Annotated in this window: 22 protein-coding genes; 10 read left to right on the forward strand and 12 right to left on the reverse strand. The window is 71.8% G+C overall.

Annotation, left to right across the window (positions count from 1 at the left end; genetic code table 11):
• The 3 genes from JHAT_RS03530 to JHAT_RS03540 all read right to left on the reverse strand — a co-directional run bounded on the left by JHAT_RS03530 (position 1) and on the right by JHAT_RS03540 (position 2,038).
• Positions 1-1,086, reverse strand: a complete 1,086-nt coding sequence (locus JHAT_RS03530; protein WP_171990730.1) for an RNA polymerase sigma factor SigF — start codon at positions 1,084-1,086, stop codon at positions 1-3.
• Positions 1,087-1,103: 17 nt separating this feature from the next.
• On the reverse strand, positions 1,104-1,517 hold the full coding sequence (locus tag JHAT_RS03535) for an anti-sigma regulatory factor (RefSeq protein ID WP_077796544.1): 414 nt from the start codon (positions 1,515-1,517) through the stop codon (positions 1,104-1,106).
• A gap of 260 nt (positions 1,518-1,777) precedes the next feature.
• On the reverse strand, positions 1,778-2,038 hold the full coding sequence (locus JHAT_RS03540) for a UBP-type zinc finger domain-containing protein (RefSeq protein ID WP_077796545.1): 261 nt from the start codon (positions 2,036-2,038) through the stop codon (positions 1,778-1,780).
• A 60-nt stretch (positions 2,039-2,098) separates the two neighbouring features.
• On the opposite strand from JHAT_RS03540, the gene JHAT_RS03545 reads away from it, so the two are divergent.
• On the forward strand, positions 2,099-3,694 hold the full coding sequence (locus tag JHAT_RS03545) for a Na+/H+ antiporter (protein ID WP_077796546.1): 1,596 nt from the start codon (positions 2,099-2,101) through the stop codon (positions 3,692-3,694).
• 108 nt (positions 3,695-3,802) lie between these two features.
• Here the strand turns inward: JHAT_RS03545 and JHAT_RS03550 are convergent, their stop codons facing one another.
• Entirely contained in the window at positions 3,803-4,711 is a 909-nt protein-coding gene (locus JHAT_RS03550; RefSeq protein ID WP_077796547.1) for a 1-aminocyclopropane-1-carboxylate deaminase/D-cysteine desulfhydrase, read from the reverse strand.
• Between the two features lie 39 nt (positions 4,712-4,750).
• Positions 4,751-5,341, reverse strand: a complete 591-nt coding sequence (locus tag JHAT_RS03555; protein ID WP_171990731.1) for an N-acetylmuramoyl-L-alanine amidase — start codon at positions 5,339-5,341, stop codon at positions 4,751-4,753.
• 301 nt (positions 5,342-5,642) lie between these two features.
• Here JHAT_RS03555 and JHAT_RS03560 point away from each other — a divergent pair, with 301 nt between their 5' ends.
• From JHAT_RS03560 to JHAT_RS03570, 3 genes are all read left to right on the forward strand, one after another.
• Positions 5,643-7,049: a family 2B encapsulin nanocompartment shell protein gene (locus JHAT_RS03560; protein ID WP_077796549.1), complete on the forward strand. Its 1,407-nt coding sequence runs from the start codon at positions 5,643-5,645 to the stop codon at positions 7,047-7,049.
• A gap of 87 nt (positions 7,050-7,136) precedes the next feature.
• A complete protein-coding gene (locus tag JHAT_RS03565) occupies positions 7,137-8,321 on the forward strand; it encodes a family 2 encapsulin nanocompartment cargo protein polyprenyl transferase (protein WP_077796550.1) in 1,185 nt (394 codons plus the stop codon).
• Between the two features lie 196 nt (positions 8,322-8,517).
• On the forward strand, positions 8,518-9,162 hold the full coding sequence (locus JHAT_RS03570; protein ID WP_077796551.1) for a GNAT family N-acetyltransferase: 645 nt from the start codon (positions 8,518-8,520) through the stop codon (positions 9,160-9,162).
• Positions 9,163-9,395: 233 nt separating this feature from the next.
• Here the strand turns inward: JHAT_RS03570 and sodN are convergent, their stop codons facing one another.
• Entirely contained in the window at positions 9,396-9,791 is a 396-nt protein-coding gene (gene sodN, locus JHAT_RS03575) for a superoxide dismutase, Ni (protein ID WP_077796552.1), read from the reverse strand.
• Between the two features lie 145 nt (positions 9,792-9,936).
• Between sodN and sodX the strand changes: the two genes are divergently transcribed.
• On the forward strand, positions 9,937-10,371 hold the full coding sequence (gene sodX / locus JHAT_RS03580; protein ID WP_171990732.1) for a nickel-type superoxide dismutase maturation protease: 435 nt from the start codon (positions 9,937-9,939) through the stop codon (positions 10,369-10,371).
• On the opposite strand, the gene JHAT_RS03585 is transcribed toward sodX, so the two are convergent.
• Positions 10,275-10,904, reverse strand: coding sequence for an ABATE domain-containing protein (locus tag JHAT_RS03585; protein ID WP_077796554.1), 630 nt, complete (start codon positions 10,902-10,904; stop codon positions 10,275-10,277). The two genes, sodX and JHAT_RS03585, sit on opposite strands and share 97 nt — an antisense overlap.
• A 101-nt stretch (positions 10,905-11,005) precedes the next feature.
• Here JHAT_RS03585 and JHAT_RS03590 point away from each other — a divergent pair, with 101 nt between their 5' ends.
• Positions 11,006-11,776, forward strand: coding sequence for a trans-aconitate 2-methyltransferase (locus JHAT_RS03590; protein WP_077796555.1), 771 nt, complete (start codon positions 11,006-11,008; stop codon positions 11,774-11,776).
• Positions 11,777-11,845: 69 nt separating this feature from the next.
• Here the strand turns inward: JHAT_RS03590 and JHAT_RS03595 are convergent, their stop codons facing one another.
• Genes JHAT_RS03595 through JHAT_RS03605 form a run of 3 tightly spaced genes read right to left on the reverse strand, consistent with a single transcriptional unit; the run spans position 11,846 to position 14,570 of the window.
• The gene (locus tag JHAT_RS03595) at positions 11,846-12,619 is read right to left on the reverse strand and encodes an amino acid ABC transporter ATP-binding protein (RefSeq protein ID WP_077796556.1); all 774 of its coding nucleotides are present in this window, start codon (positions 12,617-12,619) and stop codon (positions 11,846-11,848) included.
• A complete protein-coding gene (locus tag JHAT_RS03600) occupies positions 12,616-13,554 on the reverse strand; it encodes an amino acid ABC transporter permease (protein WP_077796557.1) in 939 nt (312 codons plus the stop codon). Before JHAT_RS03600 ends, JHAT_RS03595 begins: the two co-directional genes overlap by 4 nt.
• 50 nt (positions 13,555-13,604) lie before the next feature.
• A complete protein-coding gene (locus JHAT_RS03605) occupies positions 13,605-14,570 on the reverse strand; it encodes an ABC transporter substrate-binding protein (RefSeq protein ID WP_077796558.1) in 966 nt (321 codons plus the stop codon).
• Between the two features lie 621 nt (positions 14,571-15,191).
• On the opposite strand from JHAT_RS03605, the gene JHAT_RS03610 reads away from it, so the two are divergent.
• The 4 genes from JHAT_RS03610 (at position 15,192) to JHAT_RS03625 (ending at position 18,483) form a co-directional block, all read left to right on the forward strand.
• Positions 15,192-16,421, forward strand: coding sequence for an NADP-dependent malic enzyme (locus tag JHAT_RS03610; protein WP_077796559.1), 1,230 nt, complete (start codon positions 15,192-15,194; stop codon positions 16,419-16,421).
• Between the two features lie 197 nt (positions 16,422-16,618).
• Positions 16,619-17,584 carry a zinc-binding dehydrogenase gene (locus JHAT_RS03615; protein WP_077796560.1) on the forward strand — a complete coding sequence of 322 codons (966 nt, stop codon included), beginning with the start codon at positions 16,619-16,621 and terminating at the stop codon, positions 17,582-17,584.
• Between the two features lie 129 nt (positions 17,585-17,713).
• Positions 17,714-17,923: a helix-turn-helix domain-containing protein gene (locus tag JHAT_RS03620; protein ID WP_077796561.1), complete on the forward strand. Its 210-nt coding sequence runs from the start codon at positions 17,714-17,716 to the stop codon at positions 17,921-17,923.
• Complete coding sequence (locus JHAT_RS03625; RefSeq protein WP_077796562.1) at positions 17,923-18,483, forward strand: Clp protease N-terminal domain-containing protein; 561 nt, start codon at positions 17,923-17,925, stop codon at positions 18,481-18,483. The genes JHAT_RS03620 and JHAT_RS03625 overlap by 1 nt, the downstream gene beginning before the upstream one ends.
• Before the next feature lie 63 nt (positions 18,484-18,546).
• Here JHAT_RS03625 and JHAT_RS03630 read toward each other — a convergent pair whose 3' ends face one another.
• Positions 18,547-19,620, reverse strand: coding sequence for a PadR family transcriptional regulator (locus JHAT_RS03630; protein ID WP_077796563.1), 1,074 nt, complete (start codon positions 19,618-19,620; stop codon positions 18,547-18,549).
• 1 nt (position 19,621) lies between these two features.
• A complete protein-coding gene (locus JHAT_RS03635) occupies positions 19,622-20,572 on the reverse strand; it encodes a DUF4097 family beta strand repeat-containing protein (protein ID WP_077796564.1) in 951 nt (316 codons plus the stop codon).
• Positions 20,573-20,689 lie beyond the last annotated feature (117 nt).

Below are 20,689 nucleotides of genomic sequence, written 5' to 3' on the forward strand. Positions count from 1 at the left end.
CTACTCCTCGACCAGCAGCTTCTCCCGCAGCTGCGCCAGCGTGCGCGCCAGCAGCCGCGACACGTGCATCTGGGAGATCCCGACCTCCTGCGCGATCTGCGACTGGGTCATGTTGCCGAAGAAGCGCAGCAGCAGGATCCGCTTCTCGCGCGGCGGCAGGTCCTCCAGCAGCGGCTTGAGCGACTCCCGGTACTCGACGCCCTCCAGCGCCTCGTCCTCGGCCCCCAGGGTGTCCGCGACCGCCGGCGACTCGTCGTCGGTGTCCGGGACGTCCAGGGACAGCGTGGAGTACGCGTTGGCGGACTCAAGGCCCTCCAGGACCTCCTCCTCCGAGATCGACAGCTTCTCGGCGAGCTCGTGGACCGTGGGGGAGCGGCCGTGCAGCTGCGAGAGCTCCGCCGTGGCCGTCGTCAGGGCCAGCCGCAGCTCCTGGAGCCGGCGCGGGACGCGCACCGCCCAGCCCTTGTCCCGGAAGTGCCGCTTGATCTCGCCGACGACCGTCGGGGTCGCGTACGTGGAGAACTCCACCCCGCGGTCCGGGTCGAAGCGGTCGACGGACTTGATGAGCCCGATGGTGGCGACCTGCGTGAGGTCGTCCAGGGGCTCGCCGCGGTTGCGGAAGCGCCGCGCGAGGTGCTCGACGAGCGGCAGGTGCATGCGGACCAGCCGGTTGCGCAGCTCCGCGTACTCCGGGGTGTCCTTCGTCAGCGTACGCAGCTCGGTGAACAGGGCGCGCGCCCCGCTGCGGTCCTGCGGGTCGTGCCGCGTGCCCTGCGTGCCGCGCGCGCCCGGCGCCCGGTCCTCGGAGTGTCGCTCGTGCTCGCTCATCGTCCCGCCCGTCGCCCTCTTCCGAGCCTCCGCCTCCGCTCGGCCGGGCGGGGCGGGCGTGCCCCCGGCCCGTCCCGCCGTGGGCGCGCTCCGCACGGCTGCGCTCCCGCTCCCGGCCCCCGCGGGGGTCTCGTCCTGCGGGTGCGGGCGGGCCTGCTCGGGGATGCCGTCGATGCCGTCAACCATGCGTGGGGCCTCGTTCTCCGCACGTGCGCCGTCGGCCGACAGCTCCCGTGTGCCGCGCTCTTCGTCCCGCACCGGCCCGTCCCCGTTCCTCACGTCGGCCCGGGTCCCGCGCCGCGCTGTTTGTAGAGGCTGATCGAAACGGTCTTGTCCTCGTCCACGGCGGAGGAGACCTTGCCCGCGAGAGCGGACAGGACGGTCCAGGCGAAGGTGTCCCGCGAGGGGGCGTGACCGTCCGTGGTCGGCGCCGAGACGGTGACTTCGAGAGAGTCGTCGACGAGGCGGAAGACGCAACTGAGCACCGAGCCGGACACGGCCTGCTGCAGCAGGATCGCGCAGGCCTCGTCCACTGCGATGCGCAGGTCCTCGATCTCGTCGAGGGTGAAGTCCAAACGGGCTGCGAGGCCGGCGGTCGCCGTACGCAGCACCGACAGGTAGGCACCCGCGGCCGGCAGCCGGACTTCCACGAAGTCCTGGGTCGCGGGCTCGCCTGCGATCTGGGACACCCTCACCTCCAAGGTGGTACAAGCGTTACAGGGCCGGGGAACGCCCCCGGGGTAACGCGACGCGTGGTTCAGCGGTGACGTTATCGCGCTCCGAAGCTCTCTGTCCCCGAGACCCCGTCCCCTTGCTGTCACTCATAGTAAACACCCGAACACGCACAGTGGCTAGGGGTTGGGCGGAATCAAATCGGTGGAGCGCGCGCCGGGTTGACGTACCCAGGCGCCGGACGGTCGAACCGTACCCGGGCACAGTCGTGCGAGAGTCACACGAGCACGTGGTCGACGAAGCACCAGCGCCAGTTCTCCCCGGGCTCGAAGGTCCGCATCAAGGGGTGGCCGGTCTCCTTGTGGTGCGCCGTCGCGTGCTGCCTCGGCGAGGAGTCGCAGCAGCCGATGTGGCCACAGGTGAGACACAGCCGCAGCTGCACCGGATCCGTGCCCTCGGCCAGGCATTCCGGACAGGTGTCGCTCAGCGGCTCCGGCTCCGGGTGCGGCAGCGCGTCGGCGTGCGTGCACTGTTTCATGATGGCCAGGTTACGACGGGCGCGCGGCCGACCGCGCGGAGAAAAGGGTGGGCGAGGACCATGGACGTGATGCCGCTGCTGTTGCTGGTGGCGGGCAGCGCCGCGATCGCCGCCGCGGGACGGCGCACCCCGGTACCGGCCCCGCTGCTGCTGGTCGCGGCGGGACTGGCGGTCAGTTACGTCCCCGGGGTGCCCGACTACACCCTCGATCCGCACGTCGTCCTGCCCCTGCTCCTGCCCCCGCTGCTCTACACGGCGGCCACCGACAGCTCCTACCTCGACCTGCGGGCCCAGCTGCGGCCGGTGGCGCTGCTGTCCGTGGGGTACGTGCTCTTCGCCACCTTCGTCGTCGGCTGCGCCGCCTATCTGATCGTGCCCGGGCTGCCGCTGACCGCCGCGCTGGTGCTCGGCGCCGTGGTGGCGCCGCCTGACGCCGTCGCGGCCACGGCGGTCGCGCGCCGGGTGGGACTGCCGTCCCGGATCACCACGATCCTCCAGGGCGAGTCCCTGGTGAACGACGCGACCGCGATCACCGCCTACAAGGTGGCCCTCGCGGCGGCGGTCGGCGAGGGCGCCACCTGGGCCGGCGGTGTCGGCGAGTTCCTGCTCGCCGCGGTCGGCGGCGTCGGTGTCGGGCTGGTGCTGATGGTGCCGATCCACTGGCTGCGCACGCACGTGAAGGAGGCCCTGCTCCAGAACACGCTCTCCCTGCTGATCCCCTTCGTCGCGTACGCGGCCGCCGAGCAGGTGCACGCCTCCGGGGTGCTGGCGGTGGTGGTCGTCGCCCTCTACCTCGGCCACCGCGCGTGGGAGGTCGATTTCGCCACCCGCCTCCAGGAGGAGGCGGTCTGGAAGATGGTCGCCTTCGTCCTGGAGTCGGCCGTGTTCGCCCTGATCGGACTGCAACTGCCCGTCGTCCTCAAGGGCCTCGGGGCGTACGAGGGCCTCGACGCGGCCTGGTACGCGCTCGCCGTCTTCCTGGTCGTCGCCGCGGCCCGGTTCGTGTGGGTGTATCCGGCGACCTTCCTGCCGCGGCTGCTGTCGGCACGCATCCGCGCGCGCGAGGAGGACCCCGGCTGGAAGGGGCCGTTCGTGATCGGCTGGGCCGGCATGCGGGGCGTGGTCTCACTGGCCATCGCCTTCTCCGTCCCGCTCACCGTGCACGGCGGCGCGCCCTTCCCCGAGCGCAACCTCGTCCTGTTCCTGACCTTCACCACGGTCATCGGCACGCTGGTCGTGCAGGGGGTGACCCTGCCCCCGCTGATCCGGGTGCTGAAGTTCCCGGCGCGCGACGTGCAGGCCGAGACGCTCGCGGAGGCCAACGCCCAGGCACAGGCCTCCCGGGCCGCCGAGCAGCGTCTGGACGATCTGCTCACCGACGAGCGCAACGCCCTGCCGGCGCCCCTGGCCGACCGCCTGCGCATGGTCATGGAGCGCCGCCGCAACGCCGTCTGGGAACGCCTCGGCCAGGCCAACCCCGTCACCGGCGAGAGCGTGGACGACACCTACCGGCGGTTGTCCCGGGAGATGATCGGCGCCGAGCGTGAGGTGTTCGTCCGGTTGCGGGACGGCCGCTACATCGACGACGAGATGCTGAGGACGCTGCTGCGCCGCCTGGACCTGGAGGAGGCGGCGGCGTACCGGGAGACGGCGTAGGGCGGCCGGAGCGCCCCCGGCGCGACGGTGCGCCCGTCGTCCGCGCCGTGCGGGAGCGGCGGGCTCCGGGCCCGGCCCGTCGGCCCGCGGGCCGGGCGGGGACGCCCGTCACGGGAAGGGGCGGCCGGTGACGACCGCGGCGAGGGTCGTTCCCCGGGGGAAGGCGCCCTCCTCGGTCAGCGCGAGCAGGCCGTACAGCATCTTGGCGACGTAGACGCGCTCGACGGGCAGGCCGTGACGCCGTTCGAAGTCCTCGGCGAACGAGTCGAGCTCGGGCGTGACGCGGGCGTAGCCGCCGCAGTGGAAGCGCTCGTCGAGGCTCCAGGTGCCGCGGGGCCCGCCGAACGCCCGCTGCTGGAGCCCGCGTACCTCGTCGGCCAGGAAACCGCCCTTGAGCACGGGTATCCCGAGCGTTCGCCGGCCTCGGGGGAGTCCGGCGGCCAGCCCGGCCAGCGTGCCGCCGGTTCCGCAGGCGAGCGCGACGACGTCGGCGTGCCCGGCCAGTTCCTCGCCGAGGGCCCGGCAGCCGCGGACGGCCGCGGCGTTGCTGCCGCCCTCGGGGACGACGACCGCGTCCTCGGCACCGGCCGCCCGCAGCAGGGCCGCCAGGGTCCCGGGCTCGGCCTTGCGGCGGTACGTCGAGCGGTCGGCGAAGTGCAGCCGCATGCCGTCGGCCACGCACCGGGCCAGGGAGGGGTTGAGCGGCCGGTCGGCCAGCTCGTGGCCGCGCACCACGCCGACCGTGGGCAGCCCGAGCAGCCGGCCCGCGGCGGCGGTGGCACGCAGGTGGTTGGAGTACGCGCCCCCGAAGGTGACGACGGTACGGCCGTGCGCCGCGGCGAGGTTGGGCGCGAGTTTGCGCCACTTGTTGCCGACCAGGTCCGGGTGGATCAGGTCGTCGCGCTTCAGCAGCAGCCGTACCCCGCGCCGCTCGAAGCGTTCGTCCACGGCCTCCTGCAACGGTGAGGGCAGCCGGGGGCGCAGGGCGGCGAGGTCGGGCGTGTCGGCGCTGGTCACCCCGCCATTGTCACGCCGCTGCGGGTGCGGCGTCCGCGGTCACTTCAGCCGGTCCCGGATCCGCGCCCGCATCGACGCCATCGTGAACCCCCTCGGGTCCACCTTCCCCGGCTGCCACTCGAGGTGGCCGATGACGGAACGTTCCGTCCATCCGTGGTGGCGGCAGACCGCGGCGGCGGCCCGCTCGATCGCCTCCAGCTGCGCCGCCGGCCAGGGGTCCTCGCCGTCGCCCAGGTTCTCGCACTCGAAGCCGTAGAAGTGCCGGTTGCCGTCGGTGTTCGCCTCGTTGTCCCGGGGCAGCGCCTTCTCCGCGATCACCGCGCGCAGGACGTCGTCGTCGCCGAGCCCGGCGTGGTTGGCCCGGCCGTAGCCGACCAGGTGGACCCTGCCGTCCTTGGTGACGACCCCGTGGCACAGCGGTCCCGGCAGGCCCTCGTAGCCCTTGCGGCAGATGTCGACGGTCCGCGCGCTGCCCCTGGTGACCGTGTGGTGGATCATCACGCCGTGGACGGGGCCCCACGGGCCCTTGTGGTTGCGGTTGTGGTGCCGCCAGTCGCCGACCTCGACGACGGTGAGCCCCTCCGCCTTCAGGGCCTTGAGGAAACTGCTCGCGGACATGGGTGAGGCCATGGCCGGCTCCTTCACGCTGCGCGACGACCGCCGGGCGCGACCGCCTCGTACGGTGCTTGTACCGAAACGGAGCCGCCCCTATGACTTGTTCGGCCCGTGTGCGAGCCGATCCGGACAATCCCGGGGCGACGGCACGGCGCGGCCTCGCGCGCACGGGCGAGCCCTTCTCCCTGCCCCGGCCGGTGAAGGTCCATTCCCGCTCTTTCGGGTAATAGCACCGGCACACTCCGTGATGAAAGCTGGTTCCCGCACATCGATGCCGGGGCGCAGGCGCCCGGCATGACCGGGAGGGCAATTCCTTATGTCGGTAGGCGAAGAGGTCCGCACCGAGCAGACCAGGCCGCAGCAGAGCCTCGGCACGGCGGCCGCGCGGAACCTGGCCACCACGACCAAGTCCGTACCCCAGATGCAGGAGATCAGCTCGCGCTGGCTGCTGCGCACGCTTCCCTGGGTGGACGTCCAAGGCGGCACGTACCGCGTGAACCGACGTCTGACCTTCGCCGTCGGCGACGGCCGGGTGACGTTCGTGAAGACCGGCGACCGCGTCGAGGTCATCCCCGCGGAACTGGGCGAGCTGCCGGCCCTGCGGTCGTACGAGGACGACGAGGTGCTGTCGGAACTCGCCCAGCGCTGCGAGCAGCGGGAGTTCGGCCCGGGCGAGGTGATCGCCTCGTTCGGCGGTCGGGCCGACGAGGTCTACCTGCTGGCGCACGGCAAGGTCGAGAAGATCGGCACCGGTCCGTACGGCGACGACGCGGTCCTCGGAGTCCTCGCCGACGGCGCCTACTTCGGCGACCGGGCGCTGCTCGACGGGGACGCCATCTGGGAGTACACCGCCCGCACGGTGACCGCCTGTACGGTGCTCGTGCTGCCCCGCCAGGAGGTGGAGCGGGTCGCGGCGCGTGCGGACTCCCTGCGCGAGCACCTCCAGCGGCAGCGTTCGATCCCCGAGCAGCGCACCAACAAGCACGGCGAGAAGGCCATCGACCTCGCCGCCGGCCACCGCGGCGAGCCGGACATCCCGCACACCTTCGTCGACTACGAGGCGCGTCCCCGTGAGTACGAACTGAGCGTCGCCCAGACCGTGCTGCGCATCCACTCGCGCGTGGCCGACCTCTACAACCAGCCGATGAACCAGACGGAGCAGCAGATCCGGCTGACGGTGGAGGCGCTGAAGGAGCGCCAGGAGCACGAGCTCATCAACAACCGTGAGTTCGGGCTGCTGCACAACTGCGAGTACGACCAGCGGCTCCAGCCCCACGACGGCGTGCCCGGTCCGGACGACCTGGACGAACTGCTCAGCCGCCGGCGCGGCACCAAGCTGCTCCTGGCCCACCCGCGGGCGATCGCCGCCATCGGACGCGAGCTCAACAAGCGGGGCCTGGTCCCCGAGACGATCGACATCGCCGGCAACCGGATCCCCACCTGGCGCGGTGTGCCCATCTACCCCTGCAACAAGATCCCGGTCACCGAGGCCCGCACGACCTCGATCATCGCGATGCGTACCGGCGAGGCGGACCAGGGGGTCATCGGTCTGCGGGCCACCGGCATTCCGGACGAGATCGAGCCGAGCCTGTCGGTGCGGTTCATGGGCATCAACGAACAGGCCATCATCAAGTACCTGGTCACGGCCTACTACTCGGCCGCCGTCCTCGTGCCCGACGCGCTCGGCGTCCTGGAGAACGTCGAGATCGGCCGCTGGCGGTGACGCCTGTCTCCCGAACGCCGTGTTCCCGCCCGCCCGGGCGGGTACACCCCCGGGGTACGGAGGCGGACACATGGGGGAGGTGAGCCGATGACGGAGGCAGCGCACGGCGCCGCCGAGGCGCCCCGTCCCACCGGAACTCTGGAACGGCACGGCACCATCGGCGGGCAGCGGGCACAGGGGCCGGGCGCGGCCCCCGCGGGGCCCGGTCCGGTGGTGTCCGGCGGCCACGAGGACACGGCGCCCGACGGGCACGAGGCGGTGGAGCTCCTGCACCGGTCGAGGGCCTCGGTCGATCCCGAACTGCGGTCCGCCCTCGCGTCGCTCCCCACCGCCATGCGCCGGGTCGCGCTCTACCACTTCGGCTGGCAGCACGCGGACGGCACACCCGCCTCCGGGAACGCGGGCAAGGCGATCCGTCCCGCCCTCGTCCTCACGTCGGCCGCCGCGCTCGGCGGGGCCGGGGCCCGGGCGGCGGCGGTGCGGGCGGCGGCGGCGGTGGAGCTGGTCCACAACTTCACGCTGCTGCACGACGACGTGATGGACCGGGACGTCACCCGACGCCACCGTCCGACCGCCTGGACCGTGTTCGGCGACGCCGACGCGATCCTCGCGGGGGACGCCCTGCAGGCGCTGGCCCTGCGGCTGCTCGCGACGGACCCGCATCCGGCGGCCGCCGCGGCGGCCGCCCGGCTGGCGGACTGCGTCATCGAGCTGTGCGAGGGGCAGCAGGCGGACACCGCCATGGAGCGGCGCCGCCCCGACGAGGTCACCCTCGCCGAGACGCTCGCGATGGCCGAGGCGAAGACCGGCGCGCTGCTGGGATGCGCCTGCGCGCTCGGCGCGCTGTACGCCGGCGCGCCCGACGAGGACGTCAGGGCGCTGGACGCCTTCGGCCGCGAGGCCGGCCTGGCCTTCCAGCTCATCGACGACGTCATCGGCATATGGGGCGACCCGGGCCGCACCGGGAAACCGGTCGGTGCGGACCTGGCCGCCCGCAAGAAGTCGCTGCCCGTGGTGGCCGCCCTCGTCGACGGCACCCCGGAGGCCGCCGCGCTCGCCGAGCTGTACGCGGAACCGTACGCGGAGGACGAGGAGGACCTGGAACGCACGGCGCTGGCCGTGGAGCGGGCGGGCGGCCGGGACTGGGCGCAGGCCCAGGCGGCCGACCGGATGGCGCGGGCCGTGCAGGAGCTCGCCCGTGCGGTGCCCGAGCCGGAGGCGGCGGGCGGCCTGCTCGCGCTGGCCGAGTTCGTGACCCGGCGCAGCACCTGACGGCCGCGGCAGCGCAAGACCCCGGAGCCCGTACAGGGCCGTTCGGTACCTGACCGCCGTACGGCCGCACCGCCTGGGGCTCCGGTCCGGCGGGCCCCGCACTTCCCCACGGTGTGCGGGGCCCGCCACCCAGGCGTGCCGTTAGGCTCAACAGCCCTACATGCGGCTGCTGTTGAGGCGAGAGGGCGGGCGGGACATGGGTGTGGCGATCCGGACGGCGGGAGAGGACGACCGGGAGCTGGTCGTGCGGCTGCTGGACGAGGCGTTCCAGGACGACCCGGTGAGCGGCTGGGTCTTCCCCGGCGAGGAGTACCGCCGCAGGACCCACCACCGCCTCATGGCCGCCTTCACCGACGCCGTACTCGCGGACGGGTGGATCGACGTCACCGAGGACGGCGCGGCCTGCGCGCTGTGGCTGTCCGTGTCCGTGTCCGGGGACGGGGACGGGCACGAGGGCCCCGCCGGCGACGAGGACGCCGACGGGCCCGCCCAGGTGCGCGAGGCGGTGGACCCGGACAACGAGCGCGTCGAGCAGATAGCCAGGCTGACGGAGGGCGTCCACCCCTCCGGCCGCGCCCACGCGTACCTGTGGATGATCGGCGTGGCCCCCGGACGGCAGGGCGAGGGTCTGGGCACCGCACTCATCGAGTCGGTCCTCGAGCGCTGCGACCGTGAGGGACTGCCGGCCTATCTGGAGGCGAGCAGCGCCCGCAGCCGGGGGCTGTACGAACGCCTCGGCTTCGAGTTCACCGGCCGCGCCCTGGACCTGCCGGACGGCCCCCGGATGTGGCCCATGTGGCGCGAGCCGCGGCAGGAGGCGCGTCGGGCCCCGTCGTCCTAGACCTCCTCCTGGACCTCCGGCGCCACGTTCCGCTCCGCCGGCCCGTCCGGGACGTCCACCGTGGGCGGTACGCCGTTCGGGTGTCCGGCAGGGCCGGGTCCTCCAGGGCCGGCCCGGGCGCCGAGGGCGGACGACGAAGGGGCCCGGCCGCGCATGCGGCAGGGCCCCTCCGGGCTGTCCGTCGGCCTGCGATGGTGCACCGATCGCCGGCGTACGGAGACGTCGGCCGGACGTCAGGCCTTCTTGGTCTCCCAGAAGATCTTGTCGATCTGGGCGATGTAGTCCAGCGCCTTCTGGCCGGTGGCGGGGTCGGTCGACGCCTTGGCGGCCGACAGGGCCTTCAGGGTGTCGTTGACCAGCTGGTGCAGCTCCGGGTACTTCTCGAAGTGCGGGGGCTTGAAGTAGTCGCTCCACAGCACGGAGACGTGGTGCTTCGCGAGCTCGGCGCGCTGCTCCTTGATGACCGTGGCACGCGCCTGGAAGTGCGGGTCGTCGTTGCCGGCCATCTTCTCCTGGACGGCCTTCACCGACTCCGCCTCGATGCGGGCCTGGGCCGGGTCGTACACGCCGCAGGGCAGGTCGCAGTGGGCGCTGACCGTGACCTTGGGGGCAAACAGGCGGGAAAGCATGGAGCGTTCCTTCCTCGTGATCGTCTTCTCAGGGGGGACATTACTCCCTGGGAGGCCCGTTTTCGCGAGTGCCCCCGTGGGCTTAGGACAAAAGTCCGGGGTGAGACTGAGACTGGTGGAGGAAAGACCGGGGAGGTGCCGGGTGATGCCGGAGCTGTCGCAGGAGACCGAGCGGGCGAGAGGGCCGCTGCCGTTCGGGCCGGCCGAGGTGACCGGTCCGTCGATGGTGCCCACGCTGCACCACGGGGACGTGCTCCTCGTGCACTGGGGGGCCAGGGTCAGGCCCGGCGACGTGGTCGTGCTGCGGCATCCCTTCCAGCAGGACCTGCTGGTGGTCAAGCGGGCGGTGGAGCGGCGCGGGGCCGGCTGGTGGGTGCTCGGGGACAACGCCTTCGCCGGCGGCGACAGCACCGACTACGGGGTGGTCCCCGAGGACCTCGTGCTGGGCAGGGTGAGGTTCCGCTACCGGCCGCGGCGGTCCGGTCAGCGCTCGCCGTTCGCCGTGGCCCGCTGGGCCTTCTCGGCACTGAGGCCGGTGCTGTCCGACCGGTCCGCCTCCAGGCGTTTGCGGGCGCGGTAGGCCGCCACGTTGGCGCGGGTGGCGCAGCGGTCGGAGCAGTAGCGCCGGGAGCGGTTGGTGGAGGTGTCCAGGTAGGCGTTGCGGCAGGGGGACGCCTCGCACAGGCCCAGGCGGTCCACGCCGTACTCGGTGAGGTGGAAGGCGAGGCCCATCGCGGCGATGGCCGCGTACCCGGAGGTCGCGTTGGACGGGTGGTCCGCCAGGTGCATGTGCCACAGGGGGCGGCCGTCGTCGTCGCGGTGGTCGTGACCGGAGATCTGCGGGCTCACCGGGAACTCCAGCAGCAGGGAGTTGAGCAGGTCCACGGCGAGCGTCTCGTCGCCCTCGTCGGCCGCCTCGAAGACCGCGCGCAGCCGTCCCCGGACGGAACGGAACCGGGTCACGTCCGAGTCCGTGGCCCGGCGGGCCGCCGACTGGTTGGCGCCGAAGAGCTCGCGGACGGCCTCGACCGAGGTCAGGGAGTCCTGCCCCCGTGCCGGTTCCTCGGTGTTGACGAGACGCACGGCGTAGTCCGAGTAATAGGCCAGTTCCACTTGTAGTCCTTACGAAGGGGCTCTAGGGTCGTGCCTGCGGTCAGGTAACGGCTGATCGTGCCTACAGGGTATTACGCACACCGCCGCGACGGAGGGGTTCGATGACGGATGCGGGGATCACCGCGACCGGTGCCGACTGGAACGCCTGGCAGGAGAGCTGGGACCGGCAGCAGGAGTGGTACATGCCGGACCGCGAGGAACGGTTCCGGATCATGCTCGACATGGTCGAGGCGCTGACCGGCCCCGCGCCGCGGGTGCTCGACCTCGCCTGCGGCACCGGCACCATCACCGCGCGGCTGCTCGCCCGGTTCCCGGACGCCGTCAGCACCGGCGTGGACCTCGACCCCGCGCTCCTCACCATCGCCGAGGGCACCTTCGCGGGCGACGACCGGGTCTCCCTCGTCGCCGCCGACCTCGAGGACCCCGACTGGCCGGCGAAACTGCCGTACGACTCCTACGACGCCGTCCTGACCGCGACGGCCCTGCACTGGTTCCACGCCGAACCCCTCGCTGCCCTCTACGGTCGGGTCGCGGAGCTGGTCCGCGACGGCGGAGTCTTCATGAACGCGGACCGCATGATCGACGAGACCACGCCCCGGATCAACGCGGCCGAGCGCGCGCAGCGGCACGCCCGCATGGACGACGGCAAGCGGGACGGCGCCCTCGACTGGGCCGAATGGTGGCAGCTCGCCGCGAAGGACCCCGTCCTCGCCGAGCCCACGGCCCGGCGCTTCGAGATCTACGGCGAGCACGCCGACGGCGACATGCCCTCGGCGGCCTGGCACGCGCGCGTGCTGCGCGAGAAGGGCTTCGGCGAGGTGCGGCCGGTGTGGTGCTCGCCGTCGGACACGCTGCTGCTGGCGCTGAAGTAGGACCACGCGCCGAGGGGCGGTACGGAGATCCGTACCGCCCCTCGGCATGCGCGTGCGCTCAGAGGACCCTCAGAGGACCTTGGACAGGAACGACTTGGTCCGCTCGTGCTGCGGGTCGGTCAGCACGTCGCGCGGGTTGCCCGACTCGACCACCACGCCGCCGTCCATGAAGACCAGGCTGTCGCCCACCTCGCGGGCGAAGCCCATCTCGTGGGTGACCACGACCATCGTCATGCCGGACTCCGCGAGATCGCGCATGACGTCCAGGACGTCACCGACCAGCTCCGGGTCCAGCGCCGAGGTCGGCTCGTCGAACAGCATCAGCTTCGGGTCCATCGCGAGGGCCCGGGCGATGGCGACGCGCTGCTGCTGGCCGCCGGAGAGCTGCGAGGGGTAGTTGCCGGCCTTGTCGGCCAGGCCCACGCGGTCCAGGAGCTGCATGGCACGCTCCCGGGCCTGCGCCCTGCTGACGCCCTTGACCTGCACCGGCGCCTCCATGACGTTCTCCACGGCCGTCATGTGCGGGAACAGGTTGAAGCGCTGGAAGACCATGCCGATGTCCCGGCGCTTGAGGGCGACCTCGCTGTCCTTGAGCTCGTGGAGCTTGTCGCCCTTCTGGCGGTAGCCGACCAGCTCGCCGTCGACGTACAGACGCCCGGCGTTGATCTTCTCGAGGTGGTTGATACACCTGAGGAAGGTGGACTTGCCGGAGCCGGAGGGGCCGATGAGGCAGAACACCTCGCCCTGCTTCACCTCCAGGTCGATGCCCTTGAGGACCTCGACCGCGCCGAAGGACTTGTGGACGCCCTCGGCCTTGACCATGGCGTGGGAGGACTGCTTCATGCCGCGGCTCCCTTCGGGCGGCGCGTGGGCAGGACCGCGGCCTTGAAGCGCTGCAGCGGAGTCGGCGGCAGGGAGCGGCTCGACCCGCGGGCGTAGTAGCGCTCGACGTAGTACTGACCGACGCTCAGGATCGAGGTCATGATCAGGTACCAGGCGGCGGCCAGGAAGTACATCTCGACCGGGGAACCGGCGTTCTGGCCGATGTCCTGGGACTGCTTGAACAGGTCGTAGAACTGCACCGCCGAGACGAGCGAGGTCGTCTTCAGCATGTTGATGACCTCGTTGCCCGTCGGCGGCACGATGACCCGCATCGCCTGCGGGATCACGATCCGGCGGAGCGTCTTGGTGTGGCTCATGCCCAGGGCGTGCGACGCCTCGGTCTGCCCCTCGTCGACCGAGAGGAGACCGGCCCGGCAGATCTCGGCCATGTACGCGGCCTCGTTGAGACCCAGGCCGAGCAGCGCCGTCAGCAGCGGCGTCATGAAGGACGACCAGTAGTCCTTGTAGATCGGGCCCAGGTTGATGTACTCGAAGACCAGGCCCAGGTTGAACCAGACGAAGAGCTGGACCAGGACCGGGGTGCCGCGGAAGAACCAGATGTAGAACCACGCCACCGACGAGGTCACCGGGTTCTTCGACAGCCTCATCACGGCGAGCAGGATGCCGCCGGCGATGCCGATCACCATCGAGAGCACCGTGAGGACCAGGGTGTTCCAGACGCCGTCGAGGATGCGGTCGTCGAAGAAGTACTCGGGGATCGCGCCCCAGTTGATCTTGCCTTGCGCGAAGGCGTAGACGACCGAGGCCAGGAGGGCGAGCACGACGACCGCGGACACGTACCGCCCCGGGTGCCGGACCGGAACGGCCTTGATGGCCTCCGGTCCGGCGGGCGGCCTCGCGTCGGGACCGGTCGTCTTGTTGACGTCAACAGTCACGGATGGAGCCTTTCAGAGCCGCGTCTCAGAGCCGCGTCGAACGGGACGGTTCAGGAGCCGCCGTTGATCTTGGCCTCGGTGATCGCGCCGTCCGCGACACCCCACTTGTCGATGATCTTCTTGTACTCGCCGCTGTCGATGACGGCCTGCACGGCCGCCTGGAGCGCGTCGCGCAGCTGGGTGTTGTCCTTGGCGACGGCGATGCCGTACGGGCCCGCCTCGACCTGGTCGCCGACGATCTCGAAGTACTTGCCGCCGCCGGAGTTCTTCACCGAGTACGCGGCGATCGGGAAGTCGGCGGAGACGACGTCCGCGCCCTTGGAGCGCATCCGGGTCTCGGCCTCGGGGTTGGTCGCGAAGTCCTCGATCTTCAGGGTCTTCTCGCCGGCCTTCTCGCACTTCTGCGCCTGTTCCTTGGCGAGGTCGTGGGAGAAGGTGTTGCGCTGGACCGCCATGGTCTTGCCGCACAGGTCGTCCCAGGTCTTGATGCCCTGGTCGTCGCCCTTGTTGGTGTAGAGCGAGACGCCCGCGGTGAAGTAGTCGACGAAGTCGACACCGGCGCCGACCTTCTTGCCGGTGTCTTCGTCGATGCCCTCCTGCCGCTCCTTGGTGTCGGTCATGGCCGACATGGCGATGTCGTAGCGCTTGGACGCGAGGCCGCCGACGAGGGTGTCGAACGTGGCGTTCTGGAACTCGAACTTCACGCCGAGCTGCTTGCCCATGGCGGCCGCGAGGTCGGGGTCGATGCCGGCCGTCCTGCCGGAGTCGTCCTTGAACTCGACCGGAGCGTAGGCGATGTCGGATCCGACCCGGATGACGCCCTTGTCGCGTATTGCCTGCGGCAGCTTTTCGGCCAGCGGGGCGTTCGAGGCGGACTGGCTGTCGCCGCCACCGTCGTTCTTCTTGGTCTGGTCGCCGCATCCGGTGAGCAGCAGAGCGCCTGCGACCGCGATCGCACCGACCGCTGCTAGCCGGGACTGCGCGGCGGTCGTACGACGGGTGGAGCTTGCGGTCATGGTGGTTCCTCCGGCGGATGATGGAGTTGCCGATGGGACGGGACGCCGGCCGGGGACCGACAGACGCCGTGGGTCGACGAGAGCACACACCTTCGAGTGCCGCGACCTCGTGTGATTACGGCATCTTGCCATTCGGACTCGTCCATCCAGGGGAGTCGTCATGTCAAAATCGGATAACGGGTGACCCCCCGAACTGCACCAGGTCGGTACATCACGACCGAACCTTTACGGGAATCGGCCCTTCCAGCCGGAAGATCTTCGGTATTTCTCGATATGCGGACACGGTTCGCGACTATGCGCCCCTGTCGAGGTGTCGCCTTCCGGGATTGTCAAGAGGCTCCGGGAAGTTGACCGGATACCTCGCTATGAGTCATGTCACCGGCATGCGACGTGCGGGGTCCGGCATGTGAGCTCGCCCTTATCGGACTCGTCGCGGGAGGCGTCCGTCGGGTAAGAAGGTTCTTTACACCCCTCATCAGGGGCTCAGGGCGCGTGTGCGGCGCGCCCGTCGCGCAGGGACCCGTGCGCACCAACGTGCCCATGTCCCCGTGCGGTGCCCGCCCGCTCCTCACCAGGAGCGGACAAACCCTCAAACCATGAACACTTAAGGGGTAAGACAAAGTGGCAGCGGAGATCGTCAATCCTCGCAGCGACAGTGACGTCGGTACGGACCAGGAGGCCGGGGCCGAGCCCCTCGACCCCTTCGACCCGGCGTTCGCGCTGCACCGCGGCGGCAAGATGGCCGTGCAGGCCACCGTGCCGATCCGCGACAAGGACGACCTGTCCCTGGCGTACACGCCCGGCGTCGCGAAAGTGTGCAGCGCGATCGCCGAGCAGCCCGACCTCGTGCACGACTACACCTGGAAGTCCTCGGTCGTGGCGGTCGTGACGGACGGTACGGCGGTTCTGGGACTCGGGGACATCGGGCCCGAGGCCTCCCTTCCGGTGATGGAAGGGAAGGCGATCCTCTTCAAGCAGTTCGGCGGTGTGGACGCGGTTCCGATCGCGCTGGACTGCACGGACGCCGACGAGATCGTCGAGACGGTGGTGCGCCTCGCGCCCTCGTTCGGCGGAGTCAACCTGGAGGACATCTCGGCGCCGCGGTGCTTCGAGATCGAGCGCAGGCTCCAGGAGCGCCTCGACATCCCGATCTTCCACGACGACCAGCACGGCACGGCGGTCGTGACGCTGGCGGCGCTGCGGAACGCCGCGCGGCTGAGCGGGCGGACGCTGGGTGAGCTGCGGGCGGTGATCTCGGGCGCGGGCGCGGCCGGTGTCGCCATCGCCAAGATGCTGGTCGAGGCCGGCATCGGGGACGTCGCGGTCGCCGACCGCAAGGGTGTCGTCTCGGCGGACCGGGGCGACCTGACGCCGGTGAAGCAGGAGCTGGCCTCCTTCACCAACAAGGCCGGGCTCTCCGGCTCGCTGGAGGACGCCCTCGCGGGCGCCGACGTCTTCATCGGCGTCTCCGGCGGCACGGTGCCCGAGACGGCGGTGGCCTCGATGGCGAAGGGCGCGTTCGTCTTCGCCATGGCCAACCCGAACCCCGAGGTGCACCCGGAGGTCGCCCACAAGTACGCGGCGGTCGTGGCGACGGGACGGTCGGACTTCCCGAACCAGATCAACAACGTGCTGGCGTTCCCGGGCATCTTCGCGGGCGCGCTGCAGGTGCGGGCGTCGCGGATCACCGAGGGCATGAAGCTCGCGGCCGCGGAGGCGCTGGCCTCCGTCGTGGGCGACGACCTCGCGGCGGACTACGTCATCCCGTCCCCGTTCGACGAGCGCGTCGCACCGGCCGTCACGGCGGCGGTGGCGGCGGCGGCCCGCGCGGAGGGTGTCGCACGCCGGTGACGGTGTGATGCGTGTGCGGTGAACGGCCTCGTCCTCGGTGGGCGGGGCCGTTCGCTGTCGGGCGGGTGCGCGGGGGTGTGCGGTGCCGGTGCCGGGCGGGGTGACCGTCCGCAGTCCGCGTGGCGGTGTGGCAAGAGGGCGTGTGTCACAGGGCGGCGTGGTTCCGGTCGGCGGAGGCGGAACCTATCGTCAAGGTCATGTTCGCTGCCTACGCCGCCCGAATCGACCGCGACCAGCCGCTGAACGGACTGGAGCTGGGGGAGCGCCCGGCCCCCGAGGCCCGTCCCGGCTGGAGCGTCGTCGATGTGCGGGCCGCCTCCCTCAACCACCACGACCTGTGGTCCCTGCGCGGTGTCGGCCTTCCGGAGGACCGGCTGCCGATGATCCTCGGCTGCGACGCCGCCGGTGTCGACGCCGACGGCAACGAGGTCGTCCTGCACTCCGTGATCGGCCAGACGGGCCACGGGGTCGGACCCGAGGAGCCCCGCTCCATCCTCACCGAGCGCTACCCGGGGACGTTCGCCGAGCAGGTCGCCGTGCCGACCTGGAACATCCTGCCGAAGCCGAAGGAGCTCTCCTTCGAGGAGGCCGCCTGCCTGCCCACCGCCTGGCTGACGGCCTACCGGATGCTGTTCACCAACGCCGGGGTGCGCCCCGGTGACTCGGTGCTGGTGCAGGGCGCCGGCGGCGGGGTCGCCACGGCCGCGATCGTGCTCGGCAAGGCCGCCGGGCTGCGGGTCTTCGCCACCAGCCGGGACGAGGCCAAGCGGAAGCGGGCCCTGGAGCTGGGCGCCGTGGAGGCCGTCGAGCCCGGGGCGCGGCTGCCGCAGCGGGTCGACGCCGTCATCGAGACCGTGGGCGCCGCGACCTGGTCCCACTCGGTGAAGTCGCTGCGGCCCGGGGGCACGCTCGTCATCTCCGGCGCCACCAGCGGCGACCGGCCCTCCCACGCCGAGCTGACCCGGATCTTCTTCCTGGAGCTCAAGGTCGTCGGTTCCACGATGGGCACCAAGGACGAGCTGGAGGACCTGCTGTCCTTCTGCGCCGCCACCGGTGTCCGTCCGGTCATCGACGAGGTGCTCCCGCTGGACCGGGCCCGGGAGGGCTTCGAGCGGATGGCGTCCGGCGAGCTGTTCGGCAAGATCGTGCTCAACGCGTCCTGAGCCCTCCTTCCTCCCGAACGTCCGCGGCGGGTCCGGTTCCTCCGGGCCCGCCGTTCGCTTTCCCGCCCCTCGCGATCCAGTTGTCAACTGGGGTTGACGACACCGGTCGTGTCAACCTAAGTTGACTTTATGAGCGAAGCAACGGATCTCGCCGCGCGTGCGGGCGACCGCGACCCGCGAGTCGGGCTGCGGGCCGTCGCCGCACTGCGACGGCTGCTGGAGCAACTGGAGGCGGTGCAGGTGCGCAGCGCGCGTCATCAGGGCTGGTCGTGGCAGGAGATCGCCACGGAGCTCGGGGTCAGCAGGCAGGCCGTGCACAAGAAGTACGGGAGGCATTGATGTTCGAGCGGTTCACGAAGAACGCCCGCGCCGTGGTCCAGGGCGCCGTCGAGCACGCCGAACGGACACGCGCGGGGAGCGTCGGCGCCGAGCACCTGCTGCTCGCCCTGCTGGACCGTGAGGGGAGCCGTGCCTCCTTCGCGCTGACGGCGCTCGGGGGAGGCGAGGGCCGGGAGTCGGTGCGCCGGGCCCTGGAGGAGGCGCGGCGGCGCGCCGGTCTCTCGCAGGCCGAGGCCGACGCCCTCGCCGGGCTGGGCATCGACGTCACGGAAGTCGTCGCCCGGGTGGAGGAGACCCACGGCGTCGGTGCCATGTCCGGCGGGTGGTCGGGCCGGCGCTCGCGGTCGGGGCGCCCCGGCTTCGGCCGGGACGCCAAGGACGTCCTGGAGAAGTCCCTGCGGATGGCCCTCGCCCGGCGCGAACGGCACATCGGGGACGAGCACCTGCTGCTCGCCCTCACCGTCCGCCCGGGAGTGCCCGCCGAAGTGCTCGCCGACCACGGCGTGACCCACGATTCGCTGACCCGGGTGCTCGGCGGTGCGGGGGAGGCCTGCGCCTGACCCGGACGGACGGGTCCTGTGGCACGGGCAGGGGAGGGCGCCGCCCCTGCCCTCGCCGGGGGGTCAGTCCTTCGGTGCCCGCAGTATCGCCCCGATGCGGGCCGCCGCGGCCGACAGCTCGTCCCGGGCGTCCCGGAGCTGGTCGGCCGTGACGCCGTGGTCGCGGGCCGCGTCGCGGATGCCGTCCCGGAAGCGGTCCAGCAGCCGGTCCAGATCGCGTGCCGGGTCGCCGGTGGACTCCGCGGTGTCCCCGTGGGCCCACGCCGGCTCGTACCCCGCCGGGAAGTCCGCGGGGGTGCGGGAGTGGTCCGGCCGGGAGGCGGACGTGCCGGTGCCGGTGCCGGTGCGGCCGAAGCCCCAGTCCCTGCCGAGGTCCTTCCCGAAGTCCTTGCCGAACTCGCCGACCTCCTTGAGCAGTTCGCCCAGGCCCTCGCGCAGTCCGGTCGGCCAGTCGCCCCGCGAGAAGTGGTCCTGCATCTGCTCCTGGACCCGGTGGGCGATGCGCTGCACCTCCTCCTGCGCCTGGGCGCGGGCCCGCTCCTGCGCCTCCTTGGCCTGGCGGCGGGCCCGCTGGGCCTCGTCACGGGCGCGGCGGCTCTCGTCCTTGGCGCGGCGGGCCTGTTCCTTCCACTCCTGCTTGACCCGGCGCATCTCCTCCTTGGCCAGGCGCCACGCCTCCTTGTCCCCGAAGTCCGCGGTGTCGCCGAGGTCCCCGGCCCCTTCGGCCCAGGTGCCCGAGCCGGTGCCGCGGCGGGCCTCGCCGGCCGCCGCCCGCATCTCGCGGCGCAGGTCACCGGCCGCGCCGCGCACGTCGGCCCGGATCTCGGCCGCGAGCTCGGCGACCGAGTCACGGATCTCCAGCTCCAGGTCGGCCAGCTCGCCGCTGCGGTCGGCCAGCTCGGCGCGGCCCGCGTCGGTGATGGCGTACACCTTGCGGCCGCCCTCGGTGGTGTGGGTGACCAGGCCCTCGGCCTCCAGCTTGGCCAGGCGCGGGTACACCGTGCCCGCCGACGGCGCGTAGAGGCCCTGGAAGCGTTCCTCGAGGAGCCGGATCACCTCGTAGCCGTGGCGCGGGGCCTCGTCGAGCAGCTTCAGGAGGTACAGGCGGAGGCGGCCGTGGGCGAAGACGGGGGGCATGTCAGAGCACCTTCTTGTCGGTCGTGCCGTCGGCCGGGGCGCCGGGGACGCCGTCGTCCCGGCCGGAAGCGGAATGGTCCCCCGAGTCGCCCTGCGGACCGCCCGCCGGGCCGGTGTTCTCCGGCGCCGGCTCCCACGGCGTCTCCTCCGCCGGCGGCCGGCGCAGCAGGGCGATCGAGCCGGAGACCGTCGTGGCCTTCAGCCGGCCGTTGCCCGCGCCGAGCCGGCCGGTGATCCGCTTGGCGCCCCACTGGCCGGTCACCCGGAGGTCCTCGAAGGCGCTGGAGAGCGTACCGCCGGCGGTGTTCGCCTCCACCTGGGCGTCGGCCGGCTGGGGCAGCCGGATGGCGATCTCGCCCGAGACGCCGGTGAGGCTGATGTCGGTGGGCCCGCCGGCCGGGTCGAGGTCGACGATCATCGAACCGCTCACCGAGTCCGCCTTGACGGACGAACCGGCCTCCACCACGGTCAGGTCCCCGGAGACGGAGTTGAAGCGGAGCTCCCCGGTGAGCGCCTGGGCCTCCAGGCTGCCCGAGACCGTGGTCGCGCGCACCGGTCCCGTGAGGCCCACCAGCGTGGTGTCCCCGGTGACGCCTCTCACCTCCGTGCGGCCGTCGACGCCGGAGACGACGGCCGCGGCACCGACGACGCCCACCTCCACGCGGGTGCGGGAGGGGACGGTCAGGGAGACCACCGCGCGGCGGCGCCGGCTCTTGCGGTCGAGCCACGTGAGGAACTCCTTCCAGGGCAGGTCCTCGTAGGCCACCGTGAGCGTGCCGTCCTGGTGGGTCACGATCAGGGGCGGGCCCTCGATCTCGGACACCTCCAGGCGGGCGGAACCTTCGTCCGTGCCCACGACGTTCACCGTTCCGTTGACGATGCGCACCTGGAGCTCGCTCACGGACTCGTCGAAGGTGAGCTTCTCGGGCTCCGCGACGGACCACTCGGACATGGTGCAGACCTCCCGACCGAACGCGCCATATCGCGTCCCTCGTTAGTCACGATATATCTCGGTTAGGGAAAGTCAAGACACCCTTTCCGGTGAACGACGATCACCGGAAGACCGGCA

Origin of the sequence: Streptomyces sp. JHA26 (genome assembly GCF_002005565.1) — a bacterium.
Lineage (GTDB): Bacteria > Actinomycetota > Actinomycetes > Streptomycetales > Streptomycetaceae > Streptomyces.